This is a genomic window from Ensifer sp. GW823-FHT05D09, from assembly GCF_058795755.1.
In genome coordinates this window covers 333,256-356,761 of the sequence record NZ_JBXAIA010000006.1, presented here as the reverse complement: position 1 = coordinate 356,761, position 23,506 = coordinate 333,256, and the positions used below count along the sequence as shown (strand labels likewise).

The 23,506-nt window shown below is 62.7% G+C and carries 18 protein-coding genes; 12 read left to right on the top strand and 6 right to left on the bottom strand.

All coding sequences use genetic code 11. The features are described 5' to 3' along the window. The first annotated feature begins 204 nt into the window (after nt 1-204). Both pdxY and AC1Q80_RS19385 read left to right on the top strand, forming a co-directional pair. Complete coding sequence (pdxY, locus tag AC1Q80_RS19390) at nt 205-1,086, top strand: pyridoxal kinase PdxY (RefSeq protein ID WP_173418438.1); 882 nt, start codon at nt 205-207, stop codon at nt 1,084-1,086. Nucleotides 1,087-1,155: 69 nt separating this feature from the next. Further along, a complete protein-coding gene (locus AC1Q80_RS19385; RefSeq protein ID WP_173418437.1) occupies nt 1,156-1,803 on the top strand; it encodes a carbonic anhydrase in 648 nt (215 codons plus the stop codon). A 71-nt stretch (nt 1,804-1,874) separates the two neighbouring features. Here the strand turns inward: AC1Q80_RS19385 and AC1Q80_RS19380 are convergent, their stop codons facing one another. Next, complete coding sequence (locus AC1Q80_RS19380; protein ID WP_173418436.1) at nt 1,875-2,696, bottom strand: lytic murein transglycosylase; 822 nt, start codon at nt 2,694-2,696, stop codon at nt 1,875-1,877. A 207-nt stretch (nt 2,697-2,903) separates the two neighbouring features. Next, a complete protein-coding gene (locus AC1Q80_RS19375; protein ID WP_209790357.1) occupies nt 2,904-3,938 on the bottom strand; it encodes an aspartate-semialdehyde dehydrogenase in 1,035 nt (344 codons plus the stop codon). A 389-nt stretch (nt 3,939-4,327) separates the two neighbouring features. On the opposite strand from AC1Q80_RS19375, the gene AC1Q80_RS19370 reads away from it, so the two are divergent. The 5 genes from AC1Q80_RS19370 (at nt 4,328) to AC1Q80_RS19350 (ending at nt 10,664) form a co-directional block, all read left to right on the top strand. Beyond that, entirely contained in the window at nt 4,328-6,079 is a 1,752-nt protein-coding gene (locus tag AC1Q80_RS19370; RefSeq protein ID WP_492361482.1) for an alkaline phosphatase, read from the top strand. A 109-nt stretch (nt 6,080-6,188) separates the two neighbouring features. Beyond that, complete coding sequence (locus AC1Q80_RS19365) at nt 6,189-6,653, top strand: hypothetical protein (RefSeq protein WP_492361481.1); 465 nt, start codon at nt 6,189-6,191, stop codon at nt 6,651-6,653. Nucleotides 6,654-6,657: 4 nt separating this feature from the next. Further along, nucleotides 6,658-7,347 (top strand): ABC transporter ATP-binding protein, encoded by a 690-nt coding sequence (locus AC1Q80_RS19360; protein ID WP_492361480.1) that lies wholly within the window; start codon nt 6,658-6,660, stop codon nt 7,345-7,347. Further along, the gene (locus tag AC1Q80_RS19355; protein WP_492361479.1) at nt 7,344-8,603 is read left to right on the top strand and encodes an ABC transporter permease; all 1,260 of its coding nucleotides are present in this window, start codon (nt 7,344-7,346) and stop codon (nt 8,601-8,603) included. Before AC1Q80_RS19360 ends, AC1Q80_RS19355 begins: the two co-directional genes overlap by 4 nt. Before the next feature lie 171 nt (nt 8,604-8,774). Continuing rightward, complete coding sequence (locus tag AC1Q80_RS19350) at nt 8,775-10,664, top strand: MFS transporter (RefSeq protein ID WP_209790362.1); 1,890 nt, start codon at nt 8,775-8,777, stop codon at nt 10,662-10,664. A 167-nt stretch (nt 10,665-10,831) separates the two neighbouring features. Here the strand turns inward: AC1Q80_RS19350 and AC1Q80_RS19345 are convergent, their stop codons facing one another. Together AC1Q80_RS19345 and leuB are read right to left on the bottom strand one after the other, a co-directional pair. Next, nucleotides 10,832-11,521: a phosphatase PAP2 family protein gene (locus AC1Q80_RS19345; RefSeq protein WP_492361517.1), complete on the bottom strand. Its 690-nt coding sequence runs from the start codon at nt 11,519-11,521 to the stop codon at nt 10,832-10,834. A gap of 192 nt (nt 11,522-11,713) precedes the next feature. Next, the gene (gene leuB / locus AC1Q80_RS19340) at nt 11,714-12,826 is read right to left on the bottom strand and encodes a 3-isopropylmalate dehydrogenase (protein WP_173418428.1); all 1,113 of its coding nucleotides are present in this window, start codon (nt 12,824-12,826) and stop codon (nt 11,714-11,716) included. 432 nt (nt 12,827-13,258) lie between these two features. Between leuB and AC1Q80_RS19335 the strand changes: the two genes are divergently transcribed. Next, entirely contained in the window at nt 13,259-13,900 is a 642-nt protein-coding gene (locus tag AC1Q80_RS19335) for a LysE family translocator (RefSeq protein ID WP_173418427.1), read from the top strand. A 139-nt stretch (nt 13,901-14,039) separates the two neighbouring features. Continuing rightward, nucleotides 14,040-16,103: a M3 family metallopeptidase gene (locus AC1Q80_RS19330; RefSeq protein ID WP_492361478.1), complete on the top strand. Its 2,064-nt coding sequence runs from the start codon at nt 14,040-14,042 to the stop codon at nt 16,101-16,103. Between the two features lie 15 nt (nt 16,104-16,118). Here the strand turns inward: AC1Q80_RS19330 and AC1Q80_RS19325 are convergent, their stop codons facing one another. Further along, nucleotides 16,119-17,528 (bottom strand): glycosyl transferase family protein, encoded by a 1,410-nt coding sequence (locus AC1Q80_RS19325; RefSeq protein WP_492361477.1) that lies wholly within the window; start codon nt 17,526-17,528, stop codon nt 16,119-16,121. Nucleotides 17,529-17,882: 354 nt separating this feature from the next. Here AC1Q80_RS19325 and AC1Q80_RS19320 point away from each other — a divergent pair, with 354 nt between their 5' ends. Continuing rightward, nucleotides 17,883-19,907 (top strand): TonB-dependent receptor domain-containing protein, encoded by a 2,025-nt coding sequence (locus tag AC1Q80_RS19320; protein ID WP_492361516.1) that lies wholly within the window; start codon nt 17,883-17,885, stop codon nt 19,905-19,907. A gap of 63 nt (nt 19,908-19,970) precedes the next feature. Here the strand turns inward: AC1Q80_RS19320 and AC1Q80_RS19315 are convergent, their stop codons facing one another. Then, on the bottom strand, nt 19,971-21,143 hold the full coding sequence (locus tag AC1Q80_RS19315; RefSeq protein WP_492361476.1) for a dihydrodipicolinate synthase family protein: 1,173 nt from the start codon (nt 21,141-21,143) through the stop codon (nt 19,971-19,973). Nucleotides 21,144-21,460: 317 nt separating this feature from the next. Between AC1Q80_RS19315 and AC1Q80_RS19310 the strand changes: the two genes are divergently transcribed. Further along, nucleotides 21,461-22,504 (top strand): LacI family DNA-binding transcriptional regulator, encoded by a 1,044-nt coding sequence (locus AC1Q80_RS19310; RefSeq protein ID WP_492361475.1) that lies wholly within the window; start codon nt 21,461-21,463, stop codon nt 22,502-22,504. After that, nucleotides 22,501-23,502 (top strand): Gfo/Idh/MocA family protein, encoded by a 1,002-nt coding sequence (locus tag AC1Q80_RS19305; RefSeq protein WP_209790368.1) that lies wholly within the window; start codon nt 22,501-22,503, stop codon nt 23,500-23,502. The genes AC1Q80_RS19310 and AC1Q80_RS19305 overlap by 4 nt, the downstream gene beginning before the upstream one ends. The last annotated feature ends 4 nt before the right edge of the window (nt 23,503-23,506 follow it).

Here is a 23,506-nt window from a genome sequence, read left to right as displayed (position 1 = left end):
CAAAAACGAGCCCAAAATCGGAGAATCTCACGTGAAAACAGCTTAAATCCATTTAAATCGAAGGCAAATTGGCGAAAATTGCTCGAATTCCGATGAAAAAGCATGAAAACGCCAGCGGCTTGTGCGGAAGCTCTCTGCCATAGCCTGTTGACATGGCGGTGACAGTCGGTGATCAGAGGTCAAATCGAAGGATTGGACTGGCCGATGCCCGAAATGCCCTCCTTGCCCGGTGCCGTGATCGTCATTTCCAGTCACGTGGTGCGTGGTACCGTTGGCAATCGGGCCGTTGTCTTCGCCCTGGAGACGCTCGGCCATCCCGTCTGGGCACTGCCGACGGTTATCCTCCCTTGGCATCCTGGCCATGGCCGTTCGACGCGAATCACCATCCCGGACGCGGAATTCCAGTCTGTCATCGACGATCTCGCTCAGGCGCCCTGGGCCGGCGAGGTTCGCGCGGTGCTTTCGGGTTATCTCGGATCCGTCGGACAGGCAGACGGCGTTGCCCGGCTGGTGACGACGCTTCGCGCCCGCAACCCCGATCTCGTCTATGCCTGCGATCCTGTGATTGGCGATGCCGAAGGGCTCTACGTTCCCGAAGCGACGGCGACGGCGATCCGTGACCGGCTGCTGCCACTTGCAAGCCTGGCCACGCCCAACCGTTTCGAACTGGCCTGGCTTGCAGGTGCAGCGCTCGAGACCAATGCGGCCATCCTCGATGCGGCGCTCGGGCTTGGCCCATCGCGCATGCTGGTCTCGTCGGCGATCCCGATGATGAATGGCGGCACGGGAAACCTCTATCTCTCCGGCAACCATGCGCTTCTTGCAGAACATCGGCTGATCGAGAACCCGCCGAACGGGACGGGCGACTTGTTGACGGCGGTGTTCCTGGCGCGATTGCTGGAGGGGCTTTCGGAGGAGCGGGCGCTGCAGATGGCGACAGCCAGCGTGTTTGAAATCATCGCGCGCACGGTCAAGCGCGGTGCCGATGAACTGACGCTTGAACAGGACGCGTCCAGTCTCTCGACGCCGATGGCCATGGTGCAGATGCGGCGCCTGCTGCATCCGAGCCAGATGCGCCGGAAATAGAAGAAGCTGTTCACGGTTTGCCGTCGAATGGCTTGGTGGATTGAACTCTCGACTACAGCGGGGTAACCGATGGATATGCAGCGTTTTCCGGACCACCTTCTGAACGGCTATCATAATTTCATGAATGGCCGCTTCAGCGAACAGCAGCAGCGTTACAAGACATTGGCCGACAGCGGGCAGAAGCCCAAGACCATGGTCATTGCCTGTTGTGACTCCCGGGCAGCCCCCGAGACGATCTTCGACAGCGGCCCGGGCGAACTCTTCGTCGTGCGTAACGTCGCCAATCTGATGCCACCCTACGAGCCCGACGGCCATTATCACTCGACCTCGGCGGCGCTTGAGTTTGCCGTGCAGTCGCTGCGCGTCACCGACATCGTCGTCATGGGCCATGGACGCTGTGGCGGCATCAAGGCGGCGCTCGATCTCGACGCCGAGCCTTTGTCGCCGGGCGATTTCATTGGCCGCTGGATGCACCTCTTGAAGCCCTCGGCCGAGCAGATCCAGAGCAACGAAGTGATGACCCAGGCCGAGCGGCAGCGGGCGCTGGAGCGCGTCTCCATCCGCAACTCGATCGCCAATCTGCGCACCTTTCCCTGCGTCCAGATCCTCGAAGCCAAGGGCAAGCTCAACCTGCACGGCGCCTGGTTCGACATTTCGACCGGCGAGCTCTGGGTGATGGACCCGAAGACCGGCGATTTTGCCCGCCCGGGCATGTGATCAAAGTGAAAAAAGAAGCCCGGTCCTTTCGAACCGGGCTCCCCAATCTGCAAATCTCGTAATGCTCGCGGTCAGTCGCCGTCGATTTCGGCGCCGATGATGGCGATGGCCTGCTGGTAGACGCTGGCCGCATTCCAGCCCTGGATCGCGGCGAAATTCGCCTGTCCCTGCTGGTATCCGGCGCCCGGCTGCCAGCCGTGACCACGCAGGAAGTTTGCGGTCGACGCCAGCGCGTCGGCCTTCGAGCGAACCATGTCCACATGACCGTTGCCGTCGCCATCGACGCCGTACTTCAAGACGTTTGCCGGAAGGAACTGGGTCTGTCCGATTTCGCCATGGGCCGCACCCCGGGCATCGGGGCTGAGGTCCCCGCGCTGGACGAGCTGGAGCGCCGCGTAGAGCTGGTTGGTAAAGTAGTCGGAACGGCGGCAGTCATAGGCGAGCGTCGAAACGGCAGAGAGCGTGTGCTCCTTGCCCATGAAGCCGCCGAAGCCGGTTTCCATGCCCCAGATGGCAATCAGCGGGCCCGCCGGCACGCCATAGCGCTGCTCGATGCTGTTGAAGAGCGCCGCATTCTGGGCCTTCATCTTCTTGCCGCGCGAAATGATCGTCTGGCCGCCACGCTTCTGCATGAACTGGCTGAGCGAAAGCTTGAAGCTCTTCTGGCCACGGTCGGCGCGGATCGTCGCCTTGTTGTAGGAGACGTTCGAGAGTGCCTTGTTCAGAACCGCAGGGCTGATGCCGTTGCCGGCGGCTTCCTGCTTGAACTGCGTCATCCAGGCGGCAAAGCCGCTGCCGTCGTTGCCGCACTGTGCCGCGGAAGCGGTCGCTGGAAGCACCGCCGTTGAAATCAGGGCCGCAAGCCCAATCGCTACGCACTTTGCCGTGTGCATGAAAAACCCCGTGATTGCCCGAATCTGGTTGCCGTTACAAAGATGCCAGCCTTCGCCGGCTCTGTCACCCGCCCCTCAATGGCGGAAAATACCTAACGGTTTCACGTGAATCCGATCAAATCTTCACACGGATACGTGAAACAGCAAACCCCGCAGGCCGATAACGGGCCAGGCGGGGTTCTTATTTGTGTCTTACCGTCTGTTTGTTCAGGCGGCCTGCTTCTTGGCGCGGATCAGGCCGCGGTTGATGAGCAGCTCGGCGATCTGGATCGCGTTAAGTGCTGCACCCTTGCGCAGGTTGTCGGAAACGACCCAGATGTTGAGGCCGTTCTCGACGGTTGCGTCTTCGCGGATGCGCGAGATGTAGGTCGCGTCTTCGCCGGCGCACTCGTAAGGCGTGACGTAGCCGCCGTTTTCGTGCTTGTCGACAACAAGGCAACCCGGCGCTTCGCGCAGGATATCGCGCGCTTCGTCAGCAGTGATCTCGTTTTCGAACTCGATGTTGACCGATTCCGAATGGCCGATGAAGACAGGAACGCGCACGGCCGTGCAGGTGACCTTGATCTTCGGATCGAGCATCTTCTTGGTCTCGGCCAGAACCTTCCACTCTTCCTTGGTGTAGCCGTCTTCCATGAAGACGTCGATGTGCGGAATGACGTTGAAGGCGATGCGCTTGGTGAACTTCTTCGATTCGATCGGGTCGGCAACGAAGACCGCCCGGGTCTGGTTGAAGAGTTCGTCCATGCCGTCCTTGCCGGCGCCGGAAACCGACTGGTAGGTCGAGACGACGACGCGCTTGATCTTGGCATGGTCGTGCAGCGGCTTCAGCGCGACGACGAGCTGGGCGGTCGAGCAATTCGGGTTGGCAATGATGTTCTTCTTGGTGAAGAGCGAGATCGCGTCCGGGTTCACTTCCGGCACGATCAGCGGCACTTCAGAATCGTAGCGCCAGGCCGAGGAGTTGTCGATGACGACGCAACCCTGCTGGCCGATCTTCGGCGAATACTTCAGCGAAACCGCGCCGCCGGCCGACATCAGGCAGATATCGGTGTCGGAGAAGTCGTAGTTTTCGAGGTTCTTGACCTTGAGCGTCTTGTCGCCGAAGGAAACTTCCGTGCCCTGGGAACGGGCGGAAGCAAGGGCGACCACCTCATCGGCGGGAAAGCCGCGTTCCGAAAGGATGTTCAGCATCTCCCGGCCGACATTGCCGGTAGCGCCTGCGACTGCAATCTTGAAACCCATGATCTAAGCTCTCTTTTCTGTCTCTCCTCGTCGGGTGGAGGGGGAAACCGCGCGATCCGCCGCGAGGGTTCCTGTCCCCGGCCAAACCGGGGAGAGAGCGGAGGGCCAGAGACGTCAGACGGTTTTCGTCGTCGTTTTGGCCGTTGTTTTGAAGGAAGCTGGGAAACGCATATCCTGCCCGGCGATTTCTGCCAGGATGCTGCTGTCAGCGAAGTTATGTTCGCGGCGAAGCATGGAATGCCTTCCTTTCCGAGGCTCCTAATAATTGTTTCTATCGGCGAGTCAAGCGTACGATGCTTGGGCACCCGCAAACGTGATCGTTATGTCACGTCGCTGTCATCGCCGGGCGTTAGGACCGCGGCATCCGACACCTCAAAGGGACGATCGCCATGCGCACGCTTCTTGTCACCCTCTTCGCCACAACGGTTCTGGCCCATGCGGCCCAGGCCGCAGACGTCTATCCGATTGATCGTGCGACGATTCTCGCCGGCTCGCCGTTCGATTTCAAGGTCGAGCTCAAGGGTGCCGTCAAGGCGGAAGACATCAAGGTGACCGTCAACGGCCAGGATTACAAGGCAGCGCTCGGCGCTGAGGCGGCCTATGTCGCGATGGAAAAGGGCAAGGAAGACAAGGAACTCGGATCGGCCCTACTCTTGCGCAACGCCGTCATCGGCGCGCCGGGCAGCTACAAGGTCGAGGTAACGTCGGGCGAACAGACGAAGACCGTGACCTGGGACGTCTTTGCCACCGCTGAGCAGCCGAAGGCCAAGAACATCATCTTCCTGCTTGGCGACGGCCTTTCGGTCGCCCATCGCACCGCCGCCCGCATCATGTCGAAGGGCATGACCGAGGGGAAGGCCAATGGCCGCCTCAACATGGACGATCTTGAGCGCATGGCCTTCATCGGCACGTCGGCCACCAACTCGATCGACACCGACAGCGCCAACACCATGTCGGCCTACATGACCGGCCACAAGACCGTGATCAACGCCGTCGGCGTCTATGGCGACCGCACGCCCGACAGCCTGGACGATCCGCGGGTCGAAACGATCGCCGAGGCGCTGCGTCGCCAGACGCAAAAGTCGATCGGCCTCGTCACCACCTCGGAAATCGAGGATGCGACGCCTGCCGCCGTCGTCTCCCACACCCGCAATCGCAATGACAAGGCCGAAATCGTCGGCATGATCTACGACGTCAAGCCGGAGGTGATCCTCGGCGGTGGCTCGGCCTATTTCCTTGGTAAGGAAACGCCAGGTTCCAAGCGCAAGGACAACCAGGACTACATCAAGCTGTTCCAGGACGCTGGTTACGCGCTTGCCACCGACAAGACCGAACTTGCCAATGCGCCCGCCGACGGCAAGCTTCTCGGCCTGTTCCACACCGGCAACATGGACGTGACGCTCGACCGCGAGTTCCTGAAAAAGGGCACGGCCGAAAAATTCCCGGGCCAACCGGGCCTCGTCGAGATGACGAAGACGGCGCTCGACCGGCTGTCGAAGAACGAAAACGGCTTCTTCCTGATGGTCGAGGGCGCCTCGATCGACAAGATGAGCCATCCGCTCGACATGGAGCGCGCCGTCGTCGAGACCATCGAGTTCGACCAGGCGATCGGCGTTGCCCGCGAATTTGCCAAGAACAACCCGGATACGCTCATCGTCGTGACCGGCGACCATACCCACGGCGTCTCGCTGCTCGGCATTATCGACGACACCGTCGAGGGCAAGGAAGGTCGCGACAAGGTCAAGACGGGTTCCTCGGCCGGCTTCCCGAACTACACCGACGAAAACAAGGACGGCTTCCCCGACAAGATCGATGCCAGCCGGCGCCTGGCCATGTTCGTCTCCAACTTCCCCGACTACTACGAAACCTTCAGCCCCAAGCTGGATGGCCCGTTCGAGCCAGCGGTGAAGAACGACAAGGACGAGTATGTCGCCAACGAAGCCTACAAGGACATGCCCGGAGCCGTCTTGCGTGTCGGCATCCTGCCGAAGGACGAAAGCACCGGCCAGCACACGGTCGATGACGTGGTTCTGCAGTCGGAAGGCCCTGGTAGCGAGGGCTTCAGGGGTTACATGGAGCAGAGCGACGTCTATCGCGTTCTCGTCGACGCACTTGCGCTTGGCGTGAAGCAGACCAACTGATCGGTCAACGACCTACCTTCCCCCCGGCAACGGGGAGAAGGTTTTGTGCTGACACTTTGTTCCGGCCCCATGTTCATGCGTTGCCGCGACATCAAATGGCGATAAGACGATGCCCCTCGCGAACCCCATTTCCTTGAGCCGTCGCACTATGCTTGGCCTGATCGCCGGCGCGGCCGTTGCGAGCGACGGGCGCGTTGCCCGGGCGGATGCCAGCCTCACCTTCGACGAGCTCTATGGCAAGGTCAGCGTGCTTGGTCTCGAATTCTCGCAGAAGGTCAAAAGCCTTGCCGGCCAGGAGGTACGCATGCGCGGCTTCATGGCACCGCCGCTCAAAGCCGAGGCGGCGTTCTTCGTGCTGACGGAAATTCCGATGGCGCTTTGCCCGTTTTGTTCGTCGGATTCCGACTGGCCCGACAACATCATCGTCGTCTACCTCGGCGAGAAGCAGACGTTCGTGCCGCCCGGCCAGACGATCGAGGTGCGCGGGACACTGGAGGTCGGCTCCTGGACCGACCCGGAGACCGGCTTCGTCAGCCTGCTGCGCCTGCGCTCCTCCGAATTCTATACGGTCTAGCCGTATGCTTGGTCTTCAGCTTCAAGGGATCGATATGCGCTTTCCCGGGCTGGCCGCGCCGGCCCTTGCGATCGATAGCTTGAGCATTCCAGCCGGCAGCCGCGTGGCGCTCACCGGTGCGTCCGGATCCGGCAAGAGTACGCTGATCAGCATCCTGACCGGCCTGGAGCGGGTCGGACAGGGTCGCATCCTCTGGGGCGACGTCGATATCTGCACGCTTTCCGAAGGCGGCCGTGATCGCTGGCGCGGTGCCAATATCGGCCTCGTCCTGCAGAATTTTCATCTTTTTCCGGGTTTGAGCGCGTTCGAGAACGTTCTGCTGCCTGCACGGCTTTCCGGCGCGATGGCCCGTGATATCCGTGCCCGTGCGCAGGATCTGCTGCTGCGCGTCGGGCTCGCCCGGCCGACACAGATGATCGAGACCATGTCGCGCGGCGAGATGCAGCGGGTGGCGATTGCCCGGGCTCTTCTGCGCCGGCCCGGTGTGGTCATAGCCGACGAGCCGACTGCCAGTCTCGACAGCGATGCCGGCGATGCCGTTGGCGACCTGCTGATCGAGCTTTCCCGTGAAAGCGGCTGCACGCTTGTTGTCGCGACGCACGACCCGGCCCTTACCCGACGTCTGGACCGCCGCATCCGGCTTGTCGCCGGGCGCATCGTCGAAGACGGCGTGATCGGGGAGCGTGCGGCATGATCGGCTTTATCCTTGCGGATCTGCGGCGTCTGTGGGCAGGTTCGCTCGTCGTCGTCCTGTTGGTGGCGCTGGCAACGGCGCTCGGTGTTGCCGTCACCTTGCAGGAGCGGGCGCTTCGGCTCGGCAGCGCCCGTGCTGCCGGCAAGTTTGACCTTGTGATTGGTGCCCCCGGCAGCGAGACGCAGCTCGTGCTGTCGTCGATCTTCCTGCAGCCCTCGCCACTGCCTCTGATGGATGGCACGGTCCTGCCGCGCCTTCTCGCCGACCCGCGCGTTGCCTCCGCAGCGCCGGTCGGGTTCGGCGACAGTTTTGGCGGCTATGCGGTGGTCGGCACTTCCTCCGGGCTGGTGCGCGACCTCGAAGCGCTTGCCGAAGGACGTGTCTTCGCCGTCGCCGGCGAGGCTGTTGTCGGCGCTGCCGTCGATCTGCCGATCGACTATGCGGTCAAGCCGACCCATGGGCTGGCCGAGCTTGGCGGCCATGCCCACACCGAGCTTTCCTACCGCATCGTCGGGCGCCTCAAGCCCACGGGAACCGCCTGGGACCGCGCCATACTCGTGCCGATGCAGGCCGTCTGGGCGCTTCATGGAATGGAAGCCGAACACGACGAGGCTGACGCACATCACGACCACACCCATGACGAACACGCGTCCGGTGGCGAAGCGGCTCATCAGCCTATAGAGGCGGACGCGGCGCTCGATGAGGACTGGAGCAAGGTCACGCCCGGCCTGCCGGCGATCCTCGTCAAACCCAAATCGATCGCCGACGCCTACAAGCTTCGCCAGGATTATCGCGACAACGCGACGCTGGCGGTCTTTCCGGGCGAAGTGCTGACCAATCTCTATGCCACGCTCGGCGACGCTAAGAAGGTGCTCGTCGGGGTGACGACGGGCGCCCAGGTTCTGGTTGCCGCCGCGATCCTGCTCGTGACAGTCCTGCATGTCGGCCAGCGCCGGCGGCAGATCGGGGCGCTGCGCGCTTTCGGCGCGCCGCGCCGGGCGGTGTTCGTCATCGTCTGGAGCGAGTTGTTTGCGCTGACAGCATCCGGCGTGCTTCTCGGTTTTTCGCTCGGCTTCGGTGCCGCGAAATTCATAGCCGGATATCTTTCTGCCGAAAGCGGCGTTGCCATGCCCGTCATGTTCGCGGCCGGCGATGGATTTCTTGTCTCGGTCATTCTCGCTTTCGCAGCCGTCCTCGCGGTGCTGCCGGCGATGCTCGCCTACCGGCAACCGCCCGCGGCAGCGCTGCGCTCCTGAAAACCCGGGATTTCTTAGACGAAAGTCATAAGCCCAAAGCATCCCTGCCTGCGGCCCTTCTTTTCTGACATCCTGTGATCAGGCGCACCACGTTCGGACGTTCTTGGGAGGAATGTCCGGACCAGCCAATGGGCGCTCCAATGGGCTGTTTTGGAGTGGAGGATAAACAAAATGGCAAATGTCGCGACTGCGGACGACGCAAAGACGCGTCCGATGACCGGCGAGGAGAAGAAGGTCATCTTCGCCTCGTCGCTTGGTACCGTGTTCGAATGGTACGATTTCTATCTCTACGGTTCGCTTGCCGTTTACATCGGCGCGACCTTCTTCAGTTCCTATCCGGAAACGACGCGAAACATCTTCGCGCTTCTGGCGTTTGCCGCGGGCTTCCTGGTTCGCCCGTTCGGCGCTCTGGTCTTCGGTCGCCTCGGTGACCTCGTCGGCCGCAAATACACCTTCCTCGTGACGATCCTGATCATGGGTCTGTCGACCTTCCTGGTCGGCATCCTGCCCGGCGCTGCCCAGATCGGCATCGCTGCACCGATCCTGCTCATCGTCCTGCGCATGCTGCAGGGCCTGGCGCTCGGCGGTGAGTATGGCGGTGCTGCCACCTACGTGGCCGAGCACGCGCCGCACGGGCGTCGCGGCTACTTCACCTCCTGGATCCAGACCACGGCGACGCTCGGTCTGTTCCTGTCGCTGGTGGTGATCCTGCTCGTGCAGTTCGCTCTCGGCAAGGAAGCCTTTGCCGCCTGGGGCTGGCGCATTCCGTTCCTGCTGTCGTGCGTGCTTCTCGGCATTTCCGTCTGGATCCGCCTGAAGATGAACGAATCCCCGGCCTTCAAGAAGATGAAGGAAGAGGGCAAGGGTTCAAAGGCTCCGCTGAAGGAAGCCTTCGGCCAGTGGAAGAACGCCAAGATCGCGCTTCTGGCTCTGTTCGGCGCCGTGGTCGGCCAGGCGGTTGTCTGGTACTCCGGCCAGTTCTACGCCCTGTTCTTCCTGACGGGCGTGCTCAAGGTGGACGGTCAATCGGCCAACATCATGGTCGCTATTTCGCTGCTGCTCGGTACCGGCTTCTTCGTGTTCTTCGGCTGGCTCTCCGACAAGATCGGCCGCAAGCCGATCATCATGGCCGGCCTGCTGCTTGCCATGCTGACCTACTTCCCGCTGTTCAAGGCGCTGACCTGGGCCGGCAACCCGGCACTCGCAGAGGCCCAGGCAACGGTACGGGCGACCGTGACCGCCGCACCTGGCGACTGCAAGTTCCAGTTCAACCCGACCGGCACGGCGAAGTTCACGACCTCGTGCGACATCGCAACCGCGTTCCTTACCAAGAACTCCGTGCCCTATGACGTGGTCACGACGGCAGCTGCCGGTACACCGGCAACGGTCAAGATCGGCGAAACGACGATCAACAGCTACGACGCTGTTGCCGCAGGCGACGGTGCCAAGGCTGCCAACGGCGCCTTCGAAAAGCAGACCAACATGGCGCTTCACGATGCCGGTTACCCGCTGGTTCGTGGTGCGGCAAAGGTTCCGGAATCCAAGCTGGACGGCTTCGTTGCCGCCAACCCGGAACTGGCTCTCGATGCTGCTGCCGTTCGCGGTGGCGAAAAGACCGTGGTTCCGGCCGACAAGCTCGTCACCGACAAACTGCTGACGAAGGACGAAGTCGGCACCGCTACCGAGATGGCCGTCTACACGATTGCCGGCGGCGGTACCTTTGCGATGGTGGCAGATCCCGCCAACGTCAACTGGACGAAGATCGTCGCGGTCCTGACCGTTCTCGTCATCTACGTGACGATGGTCTATGGCCCGATCGCCGCCCTGCTCGTCGAGATGTTCCCGACCCGCATCCGCTACACCGGCATGTCCCTGCCCTACCATATCGGCAACGGCTGGTTCGGCGGTCTGCTGCCGGCGACGGCCTTCGCAATGAGCGCGGCCCAGGGCGATATCTACTACGGTCTCTGGTACCCGATCATCTTTGCGGGCATCACCTTTGTTATCGGCATGCTGTTCTTGCCGGAAACCAAAGATCGCGACATTCACGCGATGGACTGAAGCATTTCCAGAACAAGGGCGAAGCGGTTCTTCGCCAGGAAATGCGTGACAAGCAAGAGACGGAGCGTTTCTGAGACTCAGGTCTGAGCCGGAAACGCTCCGAAGACTTCCCCGAGAGGCATCACGGCTCTCCTGACTCCGGCGCGGTCTTTTCGCGCCGGCTTTTTTTATGAGCGGGAGCCCGAGCGTTTGGGGATGGGCCAGCCGCCCTCATCGGCGTGGAAAAGCCAGCCGCGTTTGGCAAAGAGAAACGCCACCATCAGCGACGTCCAGAGGCCGAGCAACAGCCCGGCGGCGACGTCGCTCGGATAGTGCGCGCCGACGATGACGCGTGAAACGCCAATCACCAGCGCTAGAGCGAAAAAGAACGGCCGAAGTCTCGGCAGCAGCATGGCAAAGACGCCAAAAAAGGCGCCGGCTGCCGTCGAATGGCCCGATGGAAAGCTCTCGAACAGATTGTCGCCGGTAAAAGGCGTCAAGCTATAGGCGCCGAGATCGACCAGAAGCTCCGGCCTTGCCCGCCCGATCAGGAACTTCAGCGCATGCACCAGCACGCTGGCGGTGCCGATTGTCAGGAAGAAATAGGCGGCAAGGTTGCGCACGGTGCGGGCCCTGCGTTGAAGCGGTGCCTTGCGAACCGCACGCCGCAGAATGAAGGCGACTGCAAGCACCAGGCCGGAGAGGTAGATCATCCAGCCGAACGTGCCGAAGTCGGTGATCAGGCGGTTGAAGGCGACGACGCTCTCAGGCAGGGCCTGCGCCCGCGTCGAGAGAAACGGATCGAGCGGGATGAAAGCAAGCACGAGGATCAGCGTCGTCACGAGGATCCATCCGGTTGATGCGAGCGGTCGATTCATCATTGCCTTCCCAAACGGTCTGCATGCGCAAATGTGGCGCGGTCCTTCTTCCCACCCATGGCTCGCGGCGGATTTGCCTGCATGTGTCGGTTCGGCCGCCAAATTCAAGGTCACCGAACGCAAAACACCTCCGGATCGCTCCGGAGGTGCCTTAAAAAATGCGCCGCCCGCCGGGCGCGCGCTCTTCGCAGGTCAGGCCGACAGTGCCTTGAACTCCGTAAGGATGGCTTCGCCCATCTCGACCGTTCCGACCTGGCGTGCGCCTTCGGCCATGATGTCGCCGGTGCGAATGCCCTTGTCGAGCACGGTGGCGATCGCCTTTTCCAGATTGTCGGCTTCCTTCGTAAGGTTGAAGGAATAGCGCAGGCACATGGCAAAGGACGCGATCATGGCGATCGGGTTGGCTATGCCCTTGCCGGCAATGTCGGGTGCCGAGCCGTGTACCGGCTCATAAAGCGCCTTGCGCTTGCCGGTCACCGCATCCGGTGCACCGAGCGATGCCGAAGGCAGCATGCCGAGCGAACCGGTCAGCATCGCCGCCACGTCCGAGAGCATGTCGCCGAACAGATTGTCGGTGACGATGACGTCGAACTGCTTGGGCTGGCGCACCAGCTGCATGCCGCCGGCATCCGCCAGCATGTGCTCGAGCTGAACGTCGGAATACTTCGCCTTATGCGTCTCGGTCACCACCTGGTTCCACAACACGCCCGACTTCATGACGTTGCGCTTTTCCATCGAGCAAACGCGGTTGTTGCGGGTGCGCGCCAGTTCGAAGGCAACACCGGCGATGCGCTCGATCTCGTAGGTATCGTAGACCTGGGTGTCGATGCCACGCTTCTGGCCGTTGCCGAGATCGATGATTTCTTTCGGCTCGCCGAAATAGACGCCGCCGGTCAGCTCGCGCACGATCAGGATGTCGAGGCCCTCGACCAGTTCCGGCTTCAGCGACGATGCGGCCGAAAGAGCGGGGTAGCAGATCGCCGGACGCAGGTTGGCAAACAGCTGCAGGTCCTTGCGCAGGCGCAGAAGGCCGGCTTCCGGACGGACTTCGTAGGGGACGGCATCCCACTTCGGACCGCCGACGGCGCCGAACAGCACGGCGTCGGCGGCAAGCGCCTTTGCCATGTCCCCTTCCGAAATCGCCTGGCCATGGGCATCATAGGCCGAGCCGCCCACAAGGCCTTCGTCCGTGACGAAGCCGGCGCCGAGCTCGGCGTTCATGTAGGCAATGATTTTGCGGACTTCCGCCATGGCTTCCGGGCCGATGCCGTCGCCGGGCAGAAGGAAGAGATTGCGCACTGTCATGGAAAGTCCTTCTCGCGGGGAAAACTCGCGCGCGTCTTAGCGCAACTTCGTATCGAGGGAAATGATCGTAACGAAAGAATTGTGCGTCACCGTCCCGGTCCGATGCCCGTTCCCGGAGAAACAGCGCGCAACCCGAAAGGATGGAATTCTCACATCCGCGGCCTGAAGCCGCCAACGCCCGAACACCCGGAAGGACCCGGACCATGCGCACTTTCACTCGTGAGATCACCGCGCTTCTCGGCGCCAGCATCAATGCCCTCATCTTCGGCAATCGCCGGAACGATGCGCTCCATCGCTAACATTGTTTCTTCGCGCGACCACTCTGCGGTCGAAGCGCATTTTCGTTTCGACATTCGCCAACGCCTCGCCTTTCCGCTTGACGGAATCGCTGGCGGGGGATCGAATGGCCGGTGAAACAACCGGGGACTTGCCATGTCCGAGACGCTGCTGATCGGTGCCTTTCTCGCCGCCCTTTCCTATACGCTCATTCCCGGGCCAGCCTTTCTCGCCTTGCTCGGCATCGGCGCCGGCCAGGGCCGCAAGGCAGGCGCGCTGTTCATGGGGGGCCATCTCGCCGGCGATATCCTCTGGTCGGCGCTGGCGCTGGTTGCGATCATCGGCGCCCGTTCCGTCGGCACGACGGTCTTCGATATTCTCGGTCTCTTCTGCGGCCTTTATCTCGGCTGGATCGGCTGGACCGCCCTGCGTGCCCGGCCGAAAGGCGACAACAGGGCGCTGGTCACGGTGGAGAAGCCGCTGCGGCGCGGGCTGATCTTCGGCCTGACCAATCCCAAGGGCTATCCGGTGGCGCTCGCCACCTTCACTGCCTTGCTCGCCGGCTCCGCCAACGCACTGGAGTTCGACGCGCTGCCGATGCTGCTCGGCGTCTCGCTCATCGGCTTTCTTGTCGCCGACCTGATCCTGATCGTCATCATCGGCGCTTCGGTGGTGCGGCGCTTCTATCGCCGCCATGAGCTGGCGATCGTCCGGCTATCGGGCCTGTTGTTCATCGGTTTTGCCGTCCAGGCCGTGTGGCATGCCGCCCCCGGTCTTCTCGGTTTGCGCAAGCCTTGACGTCAATGCCTTGACGCCCAAGCCTTGACGGCAGGGACGTTAGCGACCACCTCAAGCTCTTCCGCCCGAGATGCCCTGCGGCTTCCGGGCGCTTCCCTCCCCGGCCTTGGGCCGGCATCCGCATGCGAAAGGATCCTTCATGACCGCCAGCACCCCGCTCAATCCTGCCCTGACGACCTGGACCGGGCATGAGGGCCTGCCTCGCTTCGATCTGGTGAAGGACACGGATTTTGCGCCGGCCTTCGAGGCGGCCTTCAAGGCGCATGAGGTTGAGATCGACGAAATTGCGGGAAATCCTGCGGCGCCGACCTTCGACAACACCGTGATCGCGCTCGAGATTGCCGGGGACGAGCTGTCGCGCATCTCCTCGATCTTCTGGAACAAGGCCGGTGCTGACACCAACGAAACCATCCAGGCGTTGGAGCGTGACATCGCGCCGAAAATGTCGCGGCATTATTCCAAGATCGGCATGAATGCCGCGCTGTTCAAGCGGATCGACACGCTCTGGGAAAACCGCGAAGGCCTCGGTCTCGATCTGGAGGCGACGCGAGTGCTGGAGCGGCACTGGAAGGGGTTCGTCAAATCCGGCGCGAAGCTCGGCAAGGACGAGCAGGAGCGGTTGGCTGCGATCAACGAGACGCTCGCTGGCCTCGGTGCCAAGTTCGGCCAGAACGTGCTCGCCGACGAGAAGAGCTGGGCGCTCTTGCTTCAGAGCGACGAGGACCTGGCCGGCGTTCCCGATTTCTTGCGCGACGCGATGGCCGCCGCCGCCGCTGACCGTGGCGAAAATGGCAAATATGCGGTGACGCTGTCGCGCTCGATCATCGAACCGTTCCTGACCTTTTCCGACAATCGCGAGCTTCGCGAACAGGCGTTCCGCGCCTGGATCGCCCGCGGCGAAAATGGCGGCGAAACCGACAATCGTGGCCTCATCGGCGAAACCCTGGCGCTCAGGGCCGAGAAGGCCAAGCTGCTCGGTTACGACAACTACGCGGCGCTGAAGCTCGACAACACCATGGCCAAGACACCTTCAGCCGTGAACGGCCTGTTGATGCAGGTCTGGGAAAAGGCGGTTGCCCGCGCCCGCGAGGAAGAGGCCGATCTTGCCAAGCTGGTCGCTGCAGAAGGGCGCAATCATGACGTCATGCCGTGGGACTGGCGCCACTATGCCGAAAAGCTGCGCGCCGAAAAATTCAACTTCTCGGAAGGCGAACTGAAGCCCTATCTGCAGCTCGAAAAGATCATCGACGCCTGCTTCGATGTAGCCCAACGGCTGTTCGGTATCACTGCGACCGAGAAGAAGGGCATTGCCGGCTATCATCCTGACGTGCGCGTTTTCGAGATCCGCTATGCCGGCGGAAAGCTGGTGGCGCTGTTCCTCGGTGACTATTTCGCACGGTCGTCGAAGCGGTCCGGCGCCTGGATGAGCTCGTTCCAGTCGCAGCACAAGTTGACCCTCAAGAACGGTGCCGTCGGCGAGCTGCCAATCATCTACAACGTCTGCAACTTCGCCAAGCCCGCCGAGGGCAAGCCCGCACTGCTGTCGCTCGACGACGCGCGCACCCTCTTCCACGAATTCGGGCATGCTTTGCATGGCATGCTATCCAACGTCACGTACCCCTCGGTGTCCGGCACGGGCGTCTCGCGCGATTTCGTCGAACTGCCGTCGCAGCTCTACGAACATTGGCTGACGGTGCCCGATATCCTCAAGCGCTATGCGGTGCATTACCAGACGGGCGAGCCGATGCCGGAGGCGCTGCTCGACAAGGTGCTTGCCGCACGTACGTTCAACTCGGGTTTCGCGACGGTCGAGTTCACCTCGTCCGCCCTGGTCGACATGGCCTATCACACGGCGGAAACGCAGGGCGAGCCGATGGCGCTCGAGGCAGCAACGCTCGACAAGATCGGCATGCCCCAATCTATCGTCATGCGCCACCGCAGCCCGCATTTTCTGCATGTGTTCTCCGGTGACGGCTATTCTGCCGGCTATTACTCCTACATGTGGTCGGAAGTCCTGGATGCGGATGCGTTTGCCGCCTTCGAAGAAACTGGCAATCCCTTCGACCCCGGCATGGCCAAAAAACTCAAGGACTACGTCTATTCGGTCGGCGGCTCGATCGATCCGGAAGACGCCTACAAGCGGTTCCGCGGCAAGCTGCCGAGCCCGGATGCGATGCTCGCCAAGAAGGGTCTGGCGGCCTGAGGCGCGGCGGCGGGTTTATCGCGCCATTTGGCGCGATCGGCCCGCCCAAAGCGCCCGCGCTGTCTCGCAGGCTGCTTCGAAGTCCGCGGCATTGCCGAGGCTGAGAAGGGCTGCCGCTGCCGTGGTGACGATCGTCGTCTCGGCGCGTTCGTCGCGGGCCGCTCCCGTCCAGACCGCTTCCCAGTATTCGCGGGTGCTGAGGCCAGTGCGCGCTTCCGCCGGTGGCGTCGGCAGGGCCGGAATGACGAGATCGGCGGCCTCGCCCCCGACCAGGCGAAACAATGGTGTCTGGCGATAGGGCGTAAACTCCGCATGGTCACGCGTATTGCCGAGGATCGTCAGTTCCTTCACGTCGAGCAGAAGCGCAATGTCGCGGCTCAGGGTTCGGGCTGCGGAATTGGCAACCCCAAGCAGGCACGTGCGCGCGCCTGTGGGGTTGGTGAGGTGCACGGCGGAACCAAGCGGGATGCGCATTTCCATCAGCCCATAGAGGCCGAGCAGGCGGTAGATCTGCGGTGAAAGTGCCGGTAGCGGAAGATAGGCGATCCCGGTTTCTTCCAGCGCCATGTTGGCCTCATCGAGCGAGGAGCAAACGGCTATGCCGGCGCGGGTGGCGGCGATTTCGAGTTTGCCGCGCTCTGCGCCCTCCTGACCATAATGGCCGTGCAGCATGACGCGGTAGCCGGCGCTTGCCACCAGCCTTGCTGCGTGCAGGAACCAAGGTGCGGTCTTCAGCTTCGGCGAGAGATAACACGGCCAGTCGAGGTCAGCCGTGCCCTTGCCGGCCGAAACCGCGCCGACATGGCGGCGGATCGCCCTGACGAAGCCGGCGATCTCTACGGCGGTCGCGCCGCGATATTGCAGCGCCGCCATCAGGGCGCCGACCTGAACAGGATCCGCCTCTCCGGCAAGGATGATTGCCAAGGCATCTTCCGCTTCCGCTTCGCTCAGCGGACGGCTGCGGCCGGCACCGGTGCCGATGGTCGCGATGCTGCGGGCGAGTCGGCGTTGAGGGGCAGCATCGTCGCCGATCCGCGCCAGCTTGGCGGCAAAGGCTTCGGGTGTCGGCTCGCCGTCCAGCATCAGGCTTGGTCGAACTGAGAGCGGCGGCGCTGCGATCAGCCCTGCCCCCTCCCAGCCGCTATGGTCCTCAGGGCTGGCCGCTGTGGCCGGGCCTGCTCGTTCGAAAAGCGCCTCCGTCTCTGCGGCAAGGGCGCGCACCCGCAGTCTCAGCGTTTCAGCAAAAGGCGTTGGTCGCAGCCCGTGTCCTGTGCGCAGGAAAAGCGGATCGCCATACTCTTCGCGCAACTGGGACAGCAGCCGGCTCATTGCGGAGGGCTGCAATCCGACGCCAGCGGCGGCACGGCTGACGCTGTTTTCCCGCAACAGCGCATCGAGCGCCAGTAGCAGGCGCAGCCTGCTCATATCGGTCTGCCGTTCGTGCGAGGGTAAAGACGTCTGCGCTTGAGCCTTCATCACTGTTCGTTCCCTCAAACATGAGTCGGGCATATTCGAAGCCGGTGTTTTGCGCCCGTTCATATTTAGAAGCGTTCTAAAACAGCGTCGTTGTCACCCATGTCGCCAATAACTAAGTGGACTGCAATACTCAAGTTATTTGTGGGGACAGAGATGAGCATTGAGGCACGCGGCCTGGCGGAAAAAGGCATCGAGCGACACACATTCGCGTTACCGGTTTGGCGCAAGTCCGCTCAACGGTCGTCGGGTCGTCGTCGGCGCTTTGTCTACGCCTGCCTTGCCGGCACGGCGCTGACGGTGCCGATGGAAGCGCAGGCGCAGAAAGCCAAGGACAAGGGGAAAGACACGGAGCTCGAACAGATCGTCGTCACTGCGACGGGCTTCGAGCAGAACGTCAAGGATGCCCCGGCGAGCATCACCGTGGTCACCGGCGAAGAGCTGGAAAAAGGCTCGTTCCGCGACCTGACCGATGCGCTGCGCGATGCTCAGGGCGTTGCGGTGACCGGCGTTGCCAATGAGCGCGATATCTTCATTCGCGGCCTGCCGGGGTCCTACACGCTGATTCTCGTCGACGGTAAGCGTCAGAGCACGCGCGACGCCCGCACCAACGGCAACTCCGGTTTCGAACAAAGCTTCGTGCCGCCGGCGGCCGCGATCGAGCGCATCGAAATCGTGCGCGGACCCATGTCGTCGCTCTATGGCTCCGATGCCATGGGCGGTGTCATCAACATCATCACCCGCAAGGTCTCCGACACCTGGAATGGCTCGATCACCACGGATGCGACGATGCAGCAGCATGCGCGCTACGGCAATTCCGGCCAGCTGTCGTTCTATGCCAACGGCCCGATCCTGAAGGATACGCTCGGCATGCAGATCTGGGGGCGCGGGCTGAAGCGCGGCGAGGACACGTTCCTGTCCGGCATCACCGGCGCCCGCGAGCACGACCTGACGGCACGGCTTGCCTATACGCCGAACGAGGACCACGACTTCTACCTTGAGGGAGGCACGGCAAGGCTTCGGCGCGACGCCAATGTCGGCAACACGATCGAGACAGGTCCAAGGGCCGTCAGCACCTACAACGACAATGATCGCGATCACTGGTCGCTTTCCCACACCGGGCGCTGGGGACCGACCACGTCCGATTTCTCGATCCTGCAGGAATGGGCAGAGCGGCGGAACTACAACTACAATGCGACGCAAGGCCGCTTCGACAAGCAACCGCGCGCGCCCGAGGTTCGCAACACCGTCATCGACGGCAAGTTCACGACGCCCTTCGACCTCGGCGGCGGCCACACGCTTGTCACCGGCGGGCAGTATTTCGAGGCGCGTCTGTCAGACCAGAACCCCGGACGGCGCACCGGTCTCACCGAAAAATTCTCGGCGACACAGTGGGCGCTGTTTGCCGAAGACGAATGGCGCATGCTCGACAATTTCGCGCTGACGGGCGGCTTGCGCCTCGACCACCACGAGGAATATGGCTACCACCTCAGCCCGCGACTTTACGGTGTCTGGGACGCGACCGACAGCCTGACGGTCAAGGGCGGCATCTCCACCGGCTTCCGCGCGCCTGATATCCGCAGCATCGCTCCGGGCTATGCCTACACGACCGGCGGCGGCGGTTGCTCCTATGGGCCGGCCGGCACCTGCGGCGTGATCATCGCCGACCCGAACCTGAAGGCCGAGTCGAGCACGAGTTATGAAATAGGTGCGGTCTGGGATAATGGCGACGTTATCCTCGGCGGCACCTATTTCTACACCGACTTCAAGGACAAGATCTCCAACTCGCTGGTGCTCGATGCCGCGGGCAATCCGGTGCGCTGGAGCGAGGACCCGAACTACCGGCTCTGGTACAACTACAATATCGACGATGCCGTCATTCAGGGTGTCGAACTGACGGCGACCTGGAACGCGACGGCGGATCTGACGCTTCGCGGCAGCTACACCCACACGCTGTCGGAACAGATGACCGGAACCTATGCCGGCTTCCCGCTGGCCCGTACGCCGGAGCATATGGCCAATTTCAGGGCTGACTGGTTCACCCCGGTCGAGGGTCTGGAAGCCTGGACCTCGGTCAATTATCATGGCGAGGAGATCGCCGCCGGCGCGCGCATCGGCACCAACGGCAAGCCGGTGACGATCAACGGCCAGCAGGGTCGGAAATACGACGCCTACACCACCGTCGATATCGGCACGAAATATGCGCTCGGCGAAGGTCTGACGCTGAATGCGGCTGTCTACAACCTTCTCGACAAGACGGTTGAGCAGACCGACTTCAACACGGTGATGGAGGGGCGCCGTTTCTGGATGAGCCTGACGGCGACGTTCTGAGGCAATTCGCCGAGGTCCCTGCCCCGGTTACGGACGACGCCCTCGCGGGCGCCGTTTTCGCTTTCAGCCGGCCTGCTCTACGCCAAGGGTCGCGAGAAAGCTCTCCATCCGCTTTACGGCAAGGTCCGGCCGGTCGAGCACATTGGCCTGGTCGGCAAGCCGGAAGATGTCGGCATAGTGAAGCAGGCCACGGGCCGACTGCATGCCTGCCGGCATGGTGAAATGGCTCTGGTGGCCGTTCAGCCAGGCGAGGAAGACGACGCCGGCCTTGTAGTATTGTGTCGGAGCCTCGAAGATCTTGCGCGACAGTGTCACCGTCGGCTCGATCACGCCGCGGAAGGTGGCCACATCGCCCTTGGCCAGGGCCGCGAGCGCCTTGGAGGCCGAAGGTGCCACCGCATCGAATATGCCGAGAAGCGCGTGGCTGTATTTTTCCCCGTCGCCCTCGATCAGTTCCGCATAGTTGAAATCGTCACCGGTGAAGCAAAGCACGCCTTCCGGCAGCCGGTTGCGGAGCACGACTTCTTTCGCGTTGTGGAGCAGCGAGATCTTGATGCCTTCGACCTTGTCTCGGTTGGCATCGATGATCGACAGCACGGCATCGAGCGCCGCATCGAAATCGTCGGCTCCCCAGTAACCCCCAAGCTGTGGATCGAACATGTCGCCGAGCCAGTGCAGCACCACCTTGCCCTTCGTCTGGCGCAGGATATGGCCATAGACGTGACGATAGTCGTCGGGCGAGCGGGCGACGCGGGCAAGCGCGCGGCTTGCCATCATGATGGCGCGGCCGCCCTCACCCTCGACGAAGCCGATCTGTTCCTCATAGGCGGCAATCACATCGTCGAGCGAACGGGCATCGGCCGGTGAAAGGTGATCGGTGCCGGCGCCGCAGGCAAGATCGGCCCCCGGCACGGTTCGGGCTTCTGCGAGCGAACGGCGGATCAGTTGCTGCGCGCCAGGCCAGGCCAGGCCCATGCCGCGCTGGGCCGTGTCCATCGCTTCGGCGATCTTGAAGCCCAGACCCCAGAGATGATGGCGGAAGGCCATCGTCTGCTCCCAGTCGATGGCGGCGTTGCCCCAGGGATCGGCATCGCGAAGCGGATCCGAAACCACGTGGGCAGCCGCATAGGCGATGCGGTTGAAGGTCGGCGTCGCGTGGGGTCGCTCGATCGGGGTGCCCGTCAGCCGGTATTGCTCGAGTGAACCATCTTGGCGTGGCAACGTCAGGCTTGTCATCGGCTTTCGTCTCCTCCTCGGACCGTTGCATTCGAATAATTTAGATCGTTCCAAATTTCAAGCAGCATTTCTCGCCGTCGTCTCGCGAAGCGTGGTCATCGATCAGTGAGAGTGGCCCTAACGTCACGATAAGTCGTTGGAAATAGGCAATGTTATCTTAAATTCCGGCATTCGAAGATTACGGATAATGTCGCGGATGTCCCTGCTTCCCTTGTCAGTCTTCGTCGATAACATCGCGCCAAAAGCAAATTCCTCTTGACGAATTTGGAACGTTCCAATTATGAATGTGAAAAATAGGGCACGTTTGGGAGGATGCTGTGATCAAGGAACGGGTAACGGTGGTCGATATTGCCCGCGCAGCCGGCGTGTCGAAGTCGACCGTGTCGCTCGTCCTGCAGGGCAGCTCGCTGGTCAATGAAGTCACGCGCGCCAAGGTCAATGCGACCATTCGTGAGCTTGGCTATGTCTACAATCGCAGCGCCGCCAATTTGCGCCAATCCAAGTCGAAGATCATCGGCATCGTCGTCAACGACCTGACCAACAGCTTCTTTGCCGAGCTGGCGGTGGGCGTCGATACCGTCGTGCAGTCGGCCGGTTTCGTCCAGTTTCTCGCCAATACCAGCGAAAAGATCGAGCGCCAGCGCGAGGTGGTGGCCTCGATGCGCGAGCATGGGGTTTCCGGGCTGATCATTTCGCCGGCGCGTGGCACCGAGGCGGCCGATCTGGCGCCGCTGGTCGAGAGCGGCATTCCCGTCGTGCTCGTCGTTCGCGATATCGCCGATGCCGGCGTTTCGTCACTCACGTCCGACAATCATGCCGGCGCCATGGCGGCCGTGCGCCACCTGATCGAGCGCGGTCATCGCCGCATCGCCTTCCTTGGAGGCTTTCCCGATACCGCAGTGTTCGAGGCGCGCATGCGCGGATACCGCGAAGCCTTGCTTGAGGCCGGGCTCGATGCGGCCGACGGACTGGTCATCGGTTCGGCGCCATCGCGCGCCGGCGGCGTGACGGCGATCGAACAGGCGATGATGCTTTCCGACAGGCCGACGGCCGCGCTTTGTTTCAACGACGCGGTCGCCTTCGGCGTCTGTGACGGACTGCGGGCGCGGCGGCTGGAGCCGGGCGCCGACTTTGCCGTGATCGGTTTCGACGACGTGATCGAGGCGAAGACCGCGGTGCCGGCGCTGACGACCGTGTCGGTCGATCCGCAGGGCATGGGGCAGCGGGCGGCGGAATTGCTGCTGAAGCAGATCAATGCGGGAAGGGCAGAGGCAGAATCGATCATCGGTTCGGTGCGTCTCGTCGTTCGCCAGAGTTGCGGTGCTGCGATCGAGCGCAAAACGAGGGAGGCATTGTCATGACAGGGTGGGGTCTGATCGGCGCAAGCACGATCGCGCGCGAATGGGTGATCGGCGCAATCCGCGCGACGGGTGGCGAGGTTATCTCCGTGATGAGCACCAGCGCCGAGCGCGGTGCTCTCTATGCCACGGAAAACAGCATCGGTAAGTCGGTGACGTCGGTCGAGGACCTGGTTGGTGATCCCGATGTGAAGGCCGTCTATGTCTCGACCACCAACGAGCTGCACCGCGAGCAGACGCTAGCGGCCATCCGCGCAGGCAAGCATGTGCTGTGCGAAAAGCCCCTGGCGATGACGCTTGAGGATGCGCGCGACATGGTGGTCGCTGCGCGCGAAGCCAGCGTGGTGCTGGCCACCAATCATCACCTGCGCAACGCCGCCGCCCACCGGGCGATGCGGGATGCTATCGCCGAAGGCCGGATTGGCCGGCCGATTGCCGCAAGGGTCTTTCATGCCGTCTATCTGCCGCCGCATCTGCAAGGCTGGCGGCTGGAGCGGCCCGAGGCCGGCGGCGGCGTCATCCTCGACATCACCGTGCACGATGCCGATACCCTGCGCTTCGTGCTCAACGACGATCCGGCCGAAGCCGTCGCCATCAGCCATTGTGCCGGCATGGGCAAGGCGGGGCTGGAAGACGGCGTCATGGGCGTCCTGCGCTTCCGTTCCGGCGTGATCGCCCAGTTCCACGACGCCTTCACCACCAAATTTGCCGAAACCGGGTTCGAGGTGCATGGCACGGAGGGCTCGCTGATCGGCCGCAATGTCATGACGCAGAAGCCGGTCGGCACCGTCACCTTGCGCAACGCCGAGGGCGAAAGCCTGCTGCCGCTCGATCCGGCCAATCTCTATGAGACGGCGCTCGCCGCCTTCCATGCCGCCATCGAAGGCAACGGCCAGCCGTCGGCAACCGGCGAGGACGGTGTCTGGTCGCTGGCAACCGGGCTTGCCGTCGTCAAGGCGGCGGCGACCGGCCACGCCGTGGCGATCGAAACGGGACTTTGAGTTG